This window comes from Herbidospora mongoliensis, from assembly GCF_001570545.1.
Taxonomy (GTDB): Bacteria; Actinomycetota; Actinomycetes; order Streptosporangiales; family Streptosporangiaceae; genus Herbidospora; species Herbidospora mongoliensis.
In genome coordinates, this window is sequence record NZ_BBXD01000017.1 from 38157 (window position 1) to 50683 (window position 12527).

At 69.4% G+C, this 12527-nt stretch carries 18 protein-coding genes; 10 read left to right on the top strand and 8 right to left on the bottom strand.

The window, feature by feature from the left end:
* Nucleotides 1–172 precede the first annotated feature (172 nt).
* Nucleotides 173–1216, top strand: a complete 1044-nt coding sequence (locus AW272_RS24760; protein WP_245657708.1) for a serine hydrolase domain-containing protein — start codon at nt 173–175, stop codon at nt 1214–1216.
* Here AW272_RS24760 and AW272_RS24765 read toward each other — a convergent pair.
* Entirely contained in the window at nt 1206–1928 is a 723-nt protein-coding gene (locus tag AW272_RS24765; RefSeq protein WP_066370382.1) for a GNAT family N-acetyltransferase, read from the bottom strand. The genes AW272_RS24760 and AW272_RS24765 overlap by 11 nt on opposite strands.
* Nucleotides 1929–1977: 49 nt before the next feature.
* On the opposite strand from AW272_RS24765, the gene AW272_RS24770 reads away from it, so the two are divergent.
* Nucleotides 1978–2835, top strand: a complete 858-nt coding sequence (locus AW272_RS24770; protein ID WP_245657709.1) for a DUF3800 domain-containing protein — start codon at nt 1978–1980, stop codon at nt 2833–2835.
* A gap of 57 nt (nt 2836–2892) precedes the next feature.
* Nucleotides 2893–3297, top strand: coding sequence for a hypothetical protein (locus AW272_RS24775; RefSeq protein ID WP_066369699.1), 405 nt, complete (start codon nt 2893–2895; stop codon nt 3295–3297).
* On the opposite strand, the gene AW272_RS24780 is transcribed toward AW272_RS24775, so the two are convergent.
* The gene (locus AW272_RS24780) at nt 3287–4279 is read right to left on the bottom strand and encodes a zinc-dependent alcohol dehydrogenase (protein WP_066369700.1); all 993 of its coding nucleotides are present in this window, start codon (nt 4277–4279) and stop codon (nt 3287–3289) included. The genes AW272_RS24775 and AW272_RS24780 overlap by 11 nt on opposite strands.
* Nucleotides 4280–4476: 197 nt before the next feature.
* Here AW272_RS24780 and AW272_RS24785 point away from each other — a divergent pair, with 197 nt between their 5' ends.
* Both AW272_RS24785 and AW272_RS24790 read left to right on the top strand, forming a co-directional pair.
* Nucleotides 4477–5031 (top strand): ArsR/SmtB family transcription factor, encoded by a 555-nt coding sequence (locus AW272_RS24785; RefSeq protein ID WP_218011047.1) that lies wholly within the window; start codon nt 4477–4479, stop codon nt 5029–5031.
* Nucleotides 5028–6314: an MFS transporter gene (locus AW272_RS24790; protein ID WP_066369704.1), complete on the top strand. Its 1287-nt coding sequence runs from the start codon at nt 5028–5030 to the stop codon at nt 6312–6314. The genes AW272_RS24785 and AW272_RS24790 overlap by 4 nt, the downstream gene beginning before the upstream one ends.
* A gap of 173 nt (nt 6315–6487) precedes the next feature.
* Here AW272_RS24790 and AW272_RS24795 read toward each other — a convergent pair whose 3' ends face one another.
* Together AW272_RS24795 and AW272_RS24800 are read right to left on the bottom strand one after the other, a co-directional pair.
* Nucleotides 6488–7195: a pentapeptide repeat-containing protein gene (locus tag AW272_RS24795; RefSeq protein WP_066369707.1), complete on the bottom strand. Its 708-nt coding sequence runs from the start codon at nt 7193–7195 to the stop codon at nt 6488–6490.
* Nucleotides 7192–7749: a helix-turn-helix domain-containing protein gene (locus tag AW272_RS24800; RefSeq protein WP_066369709.1), complete on the bottom strand. Its 558-nt coding sequence runs from the start codon at nt 7747–7749 to the stop codon at nt 7192–7194. Before AW272_RS24800 ends, AW272_RS24795 begins: the two co-directional genes overlap by 4 nt.
* A gap of 67 nt (nt 7750–7816) precedes the next feature.
* Between AW272_RS24800 and AW272_RS24805 the strand changes: the two genes are divergently transcribed.
* The 4 genes from AW272_RS24805 (at nt 7817) to AW272_RS45675 (ending at nt 9241) form a co-directional block, all read left to right on the top strand.
* On the top strand, nt 7817–8461 hold the full coding sequence (locus AW272_RS24805; protein ID WP_066370385.1) for an AzlC family ABC transporter permease: 645 nt from the start codon (nt 7817–7819) through the stop codon (nt 8459–8461).
* 1 nt (nt 8462) lies between these two features.
* The gene (locus AW272_RS42330; RefSeq protein ID WP_157518757.1) at nt 8463–8627 is read left to right on the top strand and encodes a hypothetical protein; all 165 of its coding nucleotides are present in this window, start codon (nt 8463–8465) and stop codon (nt 8625–8627) included.
* Nucleotides 8628–8924, top strand: coding sequence for an AzlD domain-containing protein (locus AW272_RS24810; protein WP_066369714.1), 297 nt, complete (start codon nt 8628–8630; stop codon nt 8922–8924). It begins immediately after the preceding gene.
* Nucleotides 8925–9109: 185 nt separating this feature from the next.
* Entirely contained in the window at nt 9110–9241 is a 132-nt protein-coding gene (locus AW272_RS45675; protein WP_275527313.1) for a hypothetical protein, read from the top strand.
* Nucleotides 9242–9268: 27 nt separating this feature from the next.
* Here the strand turns inward: AW272_RS45675 and AW272_RS24815 are convergent, their stop codons facing one another.
* From AW272_RS24815 to AW272_RS24825, 3 genes are read right to left on the bottom strand one after another with little or no spacing between them, the layout of a single operon-like run.
* A complete protein-coding gene (locus AW272_RS24815; RefSeq protein ID WP_245657710.1) occupies nt 9269–9607 on the bottom strand; it encodes a DUF4180 domain-containing protein in 339 nt (112 codons plus the stop codon).
* Between the two features lie 2 nt (nt 9608–9609).
* On the bottom strand, nt 9610–10020 hold the full coding sequence (locus AW272_RS24820; RefSeq protein WP_245657711.1) for a helix-turn-helix domain-containing protein: 411 nt from the start codon (nt 10018–10020) through the stop codon (nt 9610–9612).
* A gap of 30 nt (nt 10021–10050) precedes the next feature.
* A complete protein-coding gene (locus tag AW272_RS24825; protein WP_066369724.1) occupies nt 10051–10272 on the bottom strand; it encodes a hypothetical protein in 222 nt (73 codons plus the stop codon).
* An 83-nt stretch (nt 10273–10355) separates the two neighbouring features.
* Here AW272_RS24825 and AW272_RS24830 point away from each other — a divergent pair, with 83 nt between their 5' ends.
* Nucleotides 10356–11144 carry an arginase family protein gene (locus tag AW272_RS24830; RefSeq protein WP_066369726.1) on the top strand — a complete coding sequence of 263 codons (789 nt, stop codon included), beginning with the start codon at nt 10356–10358 and terminating at the stop codon, nt 11142–11144.
* A gap of 615 nt (nt 11145–11759) precedes the next feature.
* Here the strand turns inward: AW272_RS24830 and AW272_RS24835 are convergent.
* Nucleotides 11760–12413 (bottom strand): response regulator, encoded by a 654-nt coding sequence (locus AW272_RS24835; RefSeq protein ID WP_066369731.1) that lies wholly within the window; start codon nt 12411–12413, stop codon nt 11760–11762.
* Nucleotides 12414–12527 lie beyond the last annotated feature (114 nt).

Sequence of the window (12527 nt, forward strand, 5' to 3'; positions counted from 1 at the left end):
CACGTGAAAGTCAACGCCGCCAAGCGTCGCCGCCACGCGGACGCGCCGCGTCGTGCCCAGGTGGGCAGCCGGCCTACATCTCCGGGAGTACGTGTCAGCGCCGCGACGGCCCGATGTCAGCTCAGGCGGCGAAGGTTGCCCCATCGACCTCTACGGAATGAAGGAGCACGCCATGGACCTGCGGACGACCATCGAGGAGATCGTCGAATCCGGCTTCGTCGGAATGCAGTTGCGCGTCAACGACCCGCGGGGCGAATGGGTCGGCACCGCCGGAGTGCGCGAGCTCGGCTCGCCCGAGAGGCCCCCGGCAGACGGGCGGTTCCGGATCGGCAGCGTCACCAAGACCTTCACCGCGACCGTGGTGCTCCAGCTGGTGGCCGAGGGCAGGTTCGGCCTGGACGACTCGGTGGCCGCCCACCTGCCCGGCTTCGACCTCGACGAGCGGATCACCGTGCGCATGCTGCTGCAGCACACGAGCGGGGTGTTCAGCTACACCGGAGAGGTCTACGAGGACGGGACGATCGTCCCGGGCATCACCGTGCTGGGCAAAGAGTGGGTGGACAGCCGCTTCACCACCTATCAGCCGGAGGAACTGGCCCGGCTGGCCCTGTCCAGGCCGGCCAGGTTCGAGCCGGGCACTGACTGGAGCTACTCCAACAGCAACTACGTGCTGGCCAGACTGCTGGTCGAACACGTCACCGGCCGCTCACTCGCCGACGAGACGCACAGGCTGCTCCTCGGGCCGCTCGGCCTGACGGGCACCTTCGTCCCCGGCACCCAGACGGAGATCCCCGGCCCGCACGCCCACGCCTACTACCGCTACGAGGAGGACGGCCAGGAGAAGATCGTGGACGTCACCAGCCAGAACCCCTCCTGGATCGCCACCGGCGGCGACATGATCTCGACCACCCGCGACCTCCACACCTTCGTCTCCGCGCTGATGGGCGGCAAGCTCCTGCCGCAGTCCCTGCTGGACGAGATGCGCACGCCCGACCCCAAGATCGGCTACGGCCTGGGGGTCTTCGTACAGCCGGACGGCGCCCTCGTCTTCCACAACGGCGGCCTCACCGGCTACGCGACGCTGATGTACAGCACGCCCGACGGCGGCACCACCCTGACCGCCTCGGTCACCTATGTGGACGACGCCGCGATGTCCCTGGCGACGACGTTCCAGAAGTCGGTGGAGCGGCTCCTGACCGAGGTCTTCAGCCGGTAGCCAGGATCCGGTAGTGGTAGGCGTGCGAGAAGGTGAACCCTTGCCGGGCGTAGAGGGCCCTGGCGCCCGGATTGTCCTCCTCGACCTGGAGGAAGAGCCGCCGCGCGCCCTGGCTTCCGGCCCAGCCGGCCCCCGCCGCCAGGACCGCCGAGGCGATCCCCCTACGGCGGTGGGCAGGGTGCGTGACCATGCAGAAGACACCGGCGTAGCCCTCGTCCACGGCGAAGACCCCCATGCCGGCGATGTCCCCGTTGACGGTGGCGGCGAAGAAGGCGACCGGTTCGGGGATCCGGAGGATGACGTCGACGGTGGTCAGCCGGTCGTCGAGCGTCGCGAAGACCTCGGGCCAGCGGGCGCGGTCGTGGATCTGGTCGACGGATCCATCCGCTTCGAAGATCGAGGTGGGAGCGGTGAGGATCAGGGTCGGGGCGTCGCGGCGGTAGCCCCGGGCCGCGAGCGTCTCGTCGAGTTCCGGGTGGACTTCGGCCGGGCTGACCTGGATGCATACCGCCTGGCCGAGATCGCGGTAGTAGGTCTCGACGGCCTCGATCGACGGGCTGGATCCGTGGAGGGGCAGCGCGGAGTTCGTTCTCCGGCGGGGCACCGACGGGGTGTGCCGCAGCAGCCAGCCGTCACGCTCCTCCGTGTGAACGGCGGGCCAGACGCGGGCCGCGCTGCGTTCGAGCCTCCACCACTCCGGTTCCGTTGCCACGAGCGGCACCCTACACAGCCCGGAACGTCCGTAATGTCTAATGGCTTGCATGGAGATCGGGTGTGACGAGTCGGGGGCGGAGGGCGAGAAGCTCATCGGCGGGGTGACCGACGTGTTCGCCCACGCGGGCGTCGCGCTCACCCTCGACGAGGCCGACGCCTGCATGGACGAGGTCCGGCACCGCGCCCCCTCCCCCATCACCGAGTACAAGTCCTTCGTGATCAGAAGGGCCAAACACCGGCTGGCGCTCCAATGGCTGCTCGGCCCGACGGGTCCTCTCCAGGGTCACGCGCACGTCCATCTGACCGACAAGACCCTCTACATGACCCACCGCGTCACCGATCTGATCGCGGAGGACGGCGACCGCCTCTACCTGCTGGGGCCCGAGGCTTTCGGCCTCCGCTGGCAGGAGCTGCTGGCGGGCTTCAACGATCTGATGCGTCCCTACACCGAGCGGCCGATCGCCGACGTGTTCGCGCTGGTCGACGAGCTGGCCGTGGTTCCCGGTGAGGCCGGGGACCTGATGCGGCGGCTGGCCAAGGCCCGGCCCCTGGTCGAGGACCTGCGGCTGCGCCTGGCCCGGAACCCGACGACGGCCGCGCCCCTCGATCCGCTGCTGCCGGCGATCGTGCGGGCGGTGGACTACTGGGGCGGCGGACGTCCGGTGACGATCGTGCACGACCGGCAGACGACCCTCACCGAGGAGCGCGTCGACCTGCTGCGGCAGGCCGGTCCACTGGCGGAACTGCGCCTGGTGGATTCGCATCTCGACGCCCGGATCCAGGTGGCCGACCTGCTGGCGGGGATCGCGCGCGGGATCGCGGCCAACGACCTGCACGGCGAGGGCGACCCGCTGATGACGGGCCTGCTCGCCCCTTATGTGGATGATCGTTCCGTTTGGATTTGAGAAAGCCACGGGGACGTCGAGGCGGACATGCGCCGCGACCTGCCTAGTGTCGGCGGCATGAGGACAACGCTGCGACGACTGGCCACCGCGACCCTGCCGCTCGCCGTATTCGCCGTGCTCTCCCCCGCACCGGCCGAGGCCCGCCCGGCGCCCGACCGGCAGACGGCCTACTACCTGGTCAAAGCCGGCAAGCTCAACTTCCTGCGGCAACTCGCCCTGTCCGGGCGGGCCACTATGATCGAACCGTCTCTTCCCCGCCTGGTCGACGAGTACAAGTCGATCAGGATCGACGGCGCCGACCTGCGGACCTACCTGCGGAAGATCGACCCCAGGTCACCCGCCGACCCGGCACTCGACCCGCTGGTGGCCAACCCGGACTATCAGGCCGCTCTGGCCGAAGTCCGGCGGCTTCCGACCTACCCCAAGCTGATGCGCCTGCTGAAGAGGCACGTCAACCGCTGACGGGATCGATGTGGATCTTGGGTGGCCGGTCGGGGTTCCGCTTTTCGGCCAGCACCCCGGCCACGTCGTCGAGCCCGATGGTCGCGGCGACGAGCGGGGAGGGATCGACCGCGCCGGAGGCGTAGCGTTCGATGGTCCCGGCCAGGCCGCCTGACGCGCTGAGCACGCCGGTCACCCGCAGGTCCTTGAGCGCGATCACCCTGGTGTCGACGAGGCTGGGCTCACCGGCCAGGCCGATGTAGACGACCCGTCCGCCGGGTTCGACCTTCTCGGCCGCGAGGGCGGGCAGATCGGCGGAGTTCGAGGCGTCGATCACCGCGTCGAACGGCAGGTCGGGCACCTCGGTGTGGCAGGTGAAGCCCAGCGAGCGGGCGAAAACCGGGGACAGCCCGAGCAGGTGCACCTCGACGCCTTCTGCGACCGCGAACATGGCCGCCAGTAGGCCGATCGTCCCCGGGCCGAGGATCAGCAGCTTCTGGCCTGGTCTCAGCCGGGCGGCCTGGACGGCGCGCAGCGCGTTTCCGCCCGGCTCGACCATCGCCCCGAGGACGGGGCCGACGTCGTCGGGCAGCGCGTGGAGTGCGAAAGCGGGCACCGGCAGGAATTCGGCCAGCGCGCCCGGGTGACCGTACCGGATCCCGATCTCGAACCTCTCGGCGCACAGGTGCTGCCTGCCGCCCTGGCAGCGGGCGCAACGCTGGCAGCCGAGCATGGTGTCACCGGTCACCCGCCGCCCGAGCCACTCCCCGGACACGCCGGCCCCGAGGGCGGTCACCACGCCGCACCATTCGTGCCCGATCCGGAGGGGGTAGCGGGCCTGTCCGTCGTGCAGGTAGGCCATCTCGCCGGTGAAGAACTCGGCGTCGGTTCCGCACACACCGGCCCGTTCGACCCGGACGATCACTTCTCCGGGCTTCGGTACGGGCGGTTCGACGTCCTGAACCTCGCCCTGAAAGGGACCTGTGATGACGAATGCGCGCATGGTCCTATTTTCTGCCTAAGACTCCTCGAAACGAGTGATCCGGGCGCGGCCGGTTGGCGCCGGCTGCGGGCGAACCGGGGGCGGCGGGCGGTGCCGTGGTGGGCGGAGCCGTAACGGAGCAGCAGTCGGCTTTTTCGGCGGGCCCTAACCGCAAAGGGTTCTTTGCAAAGAGTTGTTTGCGGTTTATGGTGGTTCGCATGAACGAGTCCGTCTCCCTCGACGCCAAGGGCCTGCGCGCGCTCGCCCACCCGCTGCGCGTGCAGATCATCGGCCTGCTGCGCCTCTACGGCCCCCACACCGCGACCGGCCTGGCCGACCGCCTGGGCCTCACCTCGGGTGCCACCAGCTACCACCTGCGCCAGCTCGCGGCCGCCGGATTCGTCGAGGAGGACGTCGACCGGGGCAACGGCCGCGAGCGCTGGTGGCGGGCCGTCCACCGCAGCACCTACTTCAACGACCGTGACCTCGCCGACCAGGAACCCGAGGCGACGTTCATGTACCTCCAGTCGGTGATCAACGTCCAGGGCGAACGGGCCCAGCGCACGCTGGCCGCCTCCCAGACGATGCCCACCGAGTGGCGCGACGTCTTCGACCTCAGCGACTGGTCGCTCCGGCTCACGCCCCAGGAGGCCAACAGCCTGATCGAGGAACTCCACGCCGTCGTCGGGCGCTACCGCAAGTACGACGCCGAGGCCCCCGACGGCGCCGAGCGCGTGGTACTCGTCATCCACTCCCTGCCGGAGCCCTCATGACCCGCTCATGGCGCCCGGTCGCCGGCCTGTTCGCCGCCTCCCTCGTCGCCCTCACCGGAACCCGCGTCTCCTCGATCGCGATCCCCTGGTTCGTGCTGGTCACGACCGGGAGCGTCACCCAGACCGGCCTGGTCGCCTTCTGTGAGATGGCCCCGTACGTGCTGGTCAAAGCCCTCTCAGGACCGGTCGTCGACCGGGTGGGACCGCGCAGGATCTCGTGGCGGGCCGACGCGGTCAGCGCCGTGGCGGCCGCGACGATCCCGGTTCTGCACGTGTCGGAGTTACTGTCGTTCCCGCTGCTGCTGGTCCTCGTGGCGATCATCGGTGGGGTACGCGGCCCCGGCGACCTGGCCAAAGAGATCATGGTCCCGGAAGCGGCCGAACGCGGCCGGATCCCCCTCGAACGGGCCGCCGGCCTCGCGGGCGTGGCCGAACGCCTGGCCTCCACGGTCGGCCCGGCCCTCGCGGGTGTCCTCGTGGCGCTGACCGGGCCGATGATCGGGCTGGTCGTCAACGCCGTCTGCTTCGCCCTCGGCTCGGTGATCGTCGCCACCGTGCTGCCCAAGGACATGGGCCACCGGCCCGCCGCGACGGGCCCGCAGCCCGGCTACTGGCGCAGGTTCGGCGAGGGGTTCACGTTCCTCAGGAGCGAACGCCTCATGCTGACCATCACGATCATGGTCGGCATCACGAACCTGCTCGACGCCGCGTTCTCCTCGCTGCTGCTCCCCGTCTGGGCCAAGGAGACCGGCGGCGGCCCGGCCGCGATCGGCCTGGCCGCCAGTGCCATGGGCATCTCGGCGGTGGCGGGTTCCCTGATCGCCGCGATGGTCGCGCACCGGCTGCCGCGGCGGACGGTCTTCTTCCTCGGCTTCCTGGTGATCGGCGCGCCGAGGTTCCTGATCCTCGCCTTCGACGTGCCGCTGTGGGCCGTCATCGCCGTCTTCGCGGTCGGTGGCTTCGGCAGCGGCTTCCTCAACCCGATCATCGGGGCAATCTACTTCGAACGGGTGCCGAGGGCCATGCTCGGCCGGGTCAACTCACTGAGCGACGCAGTGGCCTGGTCGGGGATCCCCCTCGGTGGCCTCCTCGCGGGTGCGGCGGTGGCGGCGACCGGGCTGGCGCCGGTGCTGGTGGCGTGCGGGGTGGCGTACTTCCTGACGACGACGCTCACCGGGCTGAGACCGGAGTGGCGGCAGATGCGGCGACAGACGGGCGGGCCGGTCGAGGCCGAGTCGGGGGGCGGCGATCCGCGGGCCGGTCAGGAACAACGCACACCGTAGATCGGCCTCGCACAGATGTCGTCAGGATGGCCTGGCCACTTCAAGCGACGGGCACGGAAGATCCGCCCTCGCGGGTCGCTCTACGGCCAGGTCAGAAACACACAACCAGGGCTGCGCGAGACGGTCATCCCGCCGTAGAACCGCCTCACGAACATCGGCCCATGTGTGTGCGGTCACCTCCAGTGAGCGGGACGGTCAAGGTCGATCTGCGTCCCCTGATCACCCCGAGCGGCGGCGACCTGCGGACGAGTCAGGAACAACGCGCCCCGGAGGTCCGCGCCCCGAACATCGGCCCCGCGCAGGTCGGCGCCCAGGAGGTCGGCCTTGCGAAGGTCGGCGCCGCGCAGGTCGGCGCCGATGAGCAGGCGGCCGCGCAAACTCACGTTACGCAGGTCCTGACCTCGCAGTTTCGCCCCGGCCAGATCGTGGCGCATCTCCTTGGCCCGGCCGCGGACCTGCGCGCTGATCTCCCCCAGGCGAGCCCCGATCCGGCCGCGCAGCTCGCTGATCCGGGCGGGGTCGATGATCGGCGACGCCGCCAGGGTTTCGGTCTCCTTGTGCAGGTCGGCGGCGTGCCCGTACCGAGAAGCCTCTTCCAGGTACCACAGCAGCTCGTGAAGCTGCCGGATCAGCGGGAACAGCGCCACATCGAGGCGCTCCTGCGTGACCCGCTGCCCCGCGCCGAAGCACTCGAAGGTCACGCACCCCTGGTAGCCGCTCTCCCGCAGCCGGTCATGGATGCGGCAGCGATAGTCGCCGGTCAGGTTGACGCAGGGCTTCCCGGCAGGCTTGTCGACGGCGAAGTCGGCCGACTTGGCGAACGGCAGCTCCACGCAGCACAGGCCGGCGCAGGAGCCGCAGTCGGAGTGCAGGTCGGTCACACGTGCTCCATGACGATCACGGCGGTGGTCTGGGGTTCCAGGGCGCGGAAGACGTGCGGCACATCGCCAGGGTAGGTGATGTAATCCCCTGGCCCGAGTTCCACGGGCCCCTCGGTCGGCCCGACCAGCGCCCGCCCGCGCCCGATGATCGCGTGCTCCATCGTGCCGGGATTGTGTGGGTCGGAGGTGCGGGCCTCGCCCGGTTCGGCGTCGATGCGGAACAGGTCGCGGCGCGCCCCGGGCGGACAGGAGGCCAGCAACGTCGCGGCGTAGTCGGCCCGCTCGGAGTGGGTCACCGGCCCCTCCCCCGCGCGGATCACCCGCACATGCGGCCGAGGCGGATCGATCAGACGGCTGATCGGCACCCCCAGCGCGACCGCGAGCGCCCACAAGGTCTCCACGCTGGGGTTCCCGCCGCCCGATTCGAGCTGCGACAGCGTCGACTTGGCGATTCCGGCGCGTTTGGCCAGCTCGGTCAGCGACAGTCCGACCCGATCGCGTTCGCGGCGGATCGAGGCGGCGAGGAGCGTGATCAACGCGGCGGAGGTGTCCAAGCGTTCGCTCCACAAGTCCGATCGTTCGCCTTGACGAACAATGTCCGTAGTGTTCATTCTAATGGCCATGCGTTCGATATCGCGAACAGCGCTACGTGACATCGCCCTGGTCTGCGTGGCCGACGCCATCGTAGGGGCCTCCTTCGGCGCGATCGCCGTATCCGGCGGCTTCGACCCATGGGTACCGGTAGTGATGTCCCTGATCGTCTTCGCCGGAGGCGCCCAGTTCGCCGCGATCGGCATCGTCATGGCCGGCGGCGGGATCATCGCCGCGGTCGCCACCGGCCTGGTGCTCAACGCCCGGCTCCTCCCGTTCGGCTTCGCCGTCGCCGACGTGGTGAAAGGCCGCCTTGCAGGGGTGCACCTGATCACCGACGAAACGGTCGCGTTCGCCCTGAAGGGCCGCGACGCCCGCGAGCGGCACGACTACTTCTGGACCAGCGGCCTGGCCCTGTTCGCCGCCTGGAACGCGTCCGTCGTGGTGGGCGCACTGGCCGGTTCCGTGATCGGCGACACTGACGCACTGGGCCTGGACGCGGCCTTCCCCGCCGTCCTGGTAGCGCTGATCATGCCTGCCCTGGCCGACCGCGGGGCGCGGATCCCCGTACTGACCGGCGGGGCGATCGCGCTGGCCGCCTCGACGCTCTTCCCCGCCGGGGTGCCGGTCCTGCTGTCACTGCTCGGGCTGCTGGCCCGGCCGAAGGAGACCTGAGATGAACATTGCCGCCGACCGTCCTTTCCATGATCGTGTAAGCCTCACGCCCCACCCGAAGGCCGTCGCCGCACGGTTTCCCCTGTTCGCACCGACCGCACCCTCAGCGTTCCCGACCGTGCTGAACGTGCTGCCCGGGATCCCGGCCCAGCCGATGGAGGCGTGAATGGACATGCCCATCGCCGCCATCGTGGCCCTCGCCGCCGGAACGCTCGCGTTCCGGCTGGCGGGCCCCCTTCTCCGCGATCGTGTACGCCTTGCGCCCCGCCTGGAGGCGCTGCTGGCCACAGCCGCGCTTGTGCTGCTGTTCGCCCTGGTAGTGACTTCGTCGTTCGGCGGCTTCGCCAAGCCCGCCGGGGTGGTCGTGGCCGGCGTGCTGGCCATCCGGCGAGCCCCGTTCCCCGTGATCGTCATCGCAGCGGCGGCAACCACCGCACTGCTGCGGTTTATCGGGGTGCCCTAATCCACCTACTGCGCTTCGCCCTGCTCGCGACCTCGCCCTTTGACCGCCTCACCTGCCCTCGGAGTGATCGTGGCAGGCGTGCCGAATCTCCGACGCGCGCAGGTCCCCGCGATCGCCATCGCGGCGGCGACGACCTCCGCACTGCTCCCTGTTCCGCTTGCCCCCGCGTTCATACTGCGGTTCAGATGGTCGCGACCTCGCCTTTCGGCGGCCTCGCCCGTCCCGCCGGGGTGATCAAGGCAGGCCTGCCGGCTCTCCGGCGCACCCCATTCCCCGCGATCGTCATCGCGGCGGCGACAGGCGTGCCGACTCTCTGACGCACACGTTCATCGCCTCGCTGTGTCCTACCGGGCTACCGTGACCCGGGCGTCGAACTCCTCGCGTGTCGGCAGGAACCACGTCTGGTCGCCTCGGTTGCTTTCGCGGACCAGGTCGCGGAAGGCGTCACTGGCTGCGATGTGGCGGGAGACGTCTCCGATGACGGCCAGGCGGAAGCCGTACTGAACGAATTTCTGCAGGATCGCGCCCGCGAGGCCGGTCCGCAGGGAGAAGAACGCGTCGGCGAGCCGCTCGGCCGGGATGACCACCCAGGTCACGTCCTGTCCGTAGGTGGCACCGATGACGTCGAGCGCGTCGGCCTCGGTGGCGATCAGCGGGCCGTCGGCGGGGAGAACGTAGTGCATGGTCATTCCTGGGTGAGGGTGTCGATGATGGTGAGCAGCGCGGCGGTGTCGGCGGCGCCGCCGATGACGATGATCTTCAAAGAGGCCCTGACCTCGTCATAGATGGCCTCGACGCGGAGTTTCTGCTCACCACCGGAGTTGGCGACGGCGATCAGCGCGTTGGAGAGCCGATCGGTCCGCTCGCGGCTGATCGCGTCGACCTGTACGACCGCGGACACCTCGACCCCGCGCTGCCGCCGCACCGTCTCCTGGACGACCGGCTGACCGGTGAAGGCCTCCAGGTCATCGCGCGTGATGCGATATTGCTTGCCGATGCGGACCGCCTTCAGCTTCCCGTCGCGCACGTAGTTGCGGACAGTCTTGACGTGAAGGCCGAGGAGATTGGCGACCTGCTCGACAGAATAGGGCTGCATCTTCCCTATCATAGGGAACAATAGGGAAGGTTAACGCCGAAGCGAGAACGCAACGAGCACAACACCGACGAAGGCGAGCGACAGGTTCGCGAAGACCTCACGGCCCTCGAAGAACTCCAGCCGCTCGAAGATCAACCGGTTGGGTGCGTTGAGCAGCAGTCCCATGAACGGCTGCGCCGCCAGGTGGTCGATCGTGCCGCTGACACCGATCGCGAACAGAAGCAGGCCGAACAACCGGGAAAATTTTCGCATGCGCCGACAGTAGGAGTGGCGACGGTCGCGACGGCTCGGCCGAAGGTCGCCGAGTGGATCGACTTTCGGGTAGGAATGGCTGAATGACCACGGTTCTGTGCGTGCCGCAGTGGCAGGGTTCGGCGTCCGAGCGGGCACCCCGGCTGGCGGAGGGCGCACGGCGAGCGGCGGCACTGGTCACGGCCGACGCGGTGGTCACGGTGCCGGTGCCCGACACCTCCCCGAAGCTCGGCGGAATCCGGGCCAGGGACGCCCTCATCGAGATCCAGCGCCGGACTTCCGAGGCGCTCGCGGGGATCGACGATCGGGTGCTCACCATCGGCGGCGACTGCGCGGTCGACATCCCGTCGATCGCCGCCGCCCACGACCGCTACGGCGACGCACTCACGGTGTTGTGGATCGACGCGCACCCGGATGTGTACAGTCCGTCGACGCTTCCGTCGGGGGCCTTCCACGGGATGGTCGTCCGGGCGCTGCTGGGTGACGGCCCGGCGGGCCTGGTGCCGGCACGGCCACTTTCTCCGGATCAGGTGATCATCGCCGGGGAGCGGGCAGGCGCCGATTCGGAGCACGAATACCTCAAGGAACGCGGAATCCGCCGGTATGGGGTCGCGGACCTCCACCACGCCTTCGCAGGCTTGACCGGGCCGGTTTACGTCCATATCGACCTCGACGTGCTGGATCCCGAGGCGTTCGATGCGACGTGCTACCCGGAGCCCGGCGGGGTGCACCCAGACCGGCTGGCGGAGCTGGTAGCCGGATTGGACGGCGTGGTCGGCGCGGCCCTGACCGAATACGCGCCCCTTGAGGAGGTAGCGAGCGAAGACGACGTGATCCGGGCGTTGTCTGCCGCCCTCACTAACGCCTTCTGAGTGGCACCTACCGAATGAGCACCGCCCAACAGGAGCCCTGCCGCCCAAGCAGGAGCCCTGGTGAGCGGCGCTTCTGAGTAGGCACCCTAGGACCACGCCTTCCGAGCAGGCGCCACCGAGTAAGTGCTTCCTGCGGGGCCTCCCATTTCGGAGACCTTCTGAATCAAAACTCCCGAGTCAGCGAATACCAAGGGCCCTCCGACCAGGCGCCTTCCGAACGGGCGCCTAACACTTGGGGACTTTCCGCTTGCGAGCCTCCACCGCTCTAACGAGCACTTCCGAAGTAGGTACCCTCAAGCACCTACCGAACCACTCGCCACTCGGGCACTCGCCACTCGGGCACTCGCCACTCGGGCACTCGCCACTCGGGCACTCGCCACTCGGGCACTCGCCACTCGGGCACTCGCCACTCGGGCACTCGCCACTCGGGCACTCGCCACTCGGGCACTCGCCACTCGGGCACTCGCCACTCGGGCACTCGCCACTCGGGCGCCTCCGAGGCAGGCGCCCTCGAATCAGCACCTACCGGGCGCCATCCGAATGGGCGCCTCCCGCTCGGGTGCCGCCCGAGCAAGCAGCTCCCGCTCGGGCGGCTTCGATGCAGGCGCCGTCGAATCAACGTCCTCTGAGATAGGCGAGCACGGCCAGCACACGGCGGTGGTCGTCTTCGGCCGGGGGCAGGTCGAGCTTGGTCAGGATGCCGGCGATGTGTTTGGCGATCGCCGCGTCGGTGACCACCAGAGCGCGGGCGATCGCGGCGTTGGAGCGGCCTTCGGCGACCAGACCCAGTACCTCGCGTTCGCGCGGGGTCAACCGGGAAAGGGGTTCGCGGCGGCGGCTGAGTAGTTGCCGCACCACTTCGGGGTCGACGACCGTGTGCCCGGCGGCGACGCGTTCGACCGCATCGACGAACTCGCGCACGTCGCCGATGCGGTCTTTCAGCAGGTAGCCGATGCCCACACCGCCGCCGGAGTCGAGCAGTTCGGCGGCGTAGGTCTGTTCGACGTATTGACTGAGCACCAGAACAGCCAGTTGAGGGCGGGTGGCGCGCAGGATGAGCGCGGCCCGCAGACCTTCGTCGGTGAAGCCGGGCGGCATGCGGGCGTCGGCCACGACGATGTCGGGTTCGTGTTCGGTCGCGGCGGTGATCAGCGCGTCGCCGTCACCGACCGAGGCGACGACGTCATGGCCGAACCGCTCGAGGAGCCCGGCGATCCCTTCGCGCAGCAGCACGCCGTCTTCGGCCAGAGCTATCCGGAGACGAGGCACGAAATCTTCACCAGCTCTACCCGGACACGGGACACGAAACCTCCATGGTGTTCATCGGAAGGCAGACCACGAGACTTCACCAGGGCAACCGGAGACGGAAAAGGTGATCTCCGC

Coding starts and splice junctions, on each gene's coding strand:
- AW272_RS24810 (WP_066369714.1), top strand. CDS start 8,628: ATGGACATGCCCATCGCCGCCATCGTGGCCCTCGCCGCCGGAACGCTC.
- AW272_RS24760 (WP_245657708.1), top strand. CDS start 173: ATGGACCTGCGGACGACCATCGAGGAGATCGTCGAATCCGGCTTCGTC.
- AW272_RS24815 (WP_245657710.1), bottom strand. CDS start 9,607: ATGCACTACGTTCTCCCCGCCGACGGCCCGCTGATCGCCACCGAGGCC.
- AW272_RS24775 (WP_066369699.1), top strand. CDS start 2,893: ATGAGGACAACGCTGCGACGACTGGCCACCGCGACCCTGCCGCTCGCC.
- AW272_RS24785 (WP_218011047.1), top strand. CDS start 4,477: ATGAACGAGTCCGTCTCCCTCGACGCCAAGGGCCTGCGCGCGCTCGCC.
- AW272_RS24830 (WP_066369726.1), top strand. CDS start 10,356: ATGACCACGGTTCTGTGCGTGCCGCAGTGGCAGGGTTCGGCGTCCGAG.
- AW272_RS24770 (WP_245657709.1), top strand. CDS start 1,978: ATGGAGATCGGGTGTGACGAGTCGGGGGCGGAGGGCGAGAAGCTCATC.
- AW272_RS24820 (WP_245657711.1), bottom strand. CDS start 10,020: ATGCAGCCCTATTCTGTCGAGCAGGTCGCCAATCTCCTCGGCCTTCAC.
- AW272_RS24790 (WP_066369704.1), top strand. CDS start 5,028: ATGACCCGCTCATGGCGCCCGGTCGCCGGCCTGTTCGCCGCCTCCCTC.
- AW272_RS24780 (WP_066369700.1), bottom strand. CDS start 4,279: ATGCGCGCATTCGTCATCACAGGTCCCTTTCAGGGCGAGGTTCAGGAC.
- AW272_RS24825 (WP_066369724.1), bottom strand. CDS start 10,272: ATGCGAAAATTTTCCCGGTTGTTCGGCCTGCTTCTGTTCGCGATCGGT.
- AW272_RS24805 (WP_066370385.1), top strand. CDS start 7,817: ATGCGTTCGATATCGCGAACAGCGCTACGTGACATCGCCCTGGTCTGC.
- AW272_RS42330 (WP_157518757.1), top strand. CDS start 8,463: ATGAACATTGCCGCCGACCGTCCTTTCCATGATCGTGTAAGCCTCACG.
- AW272_RS45675 (WP_275527313.1), top strand. CDS start 9,110: ATGGTCGCGACCTCGCCTTTCGGCGGCCTCGCCCGTCCCGCCGGGGTG.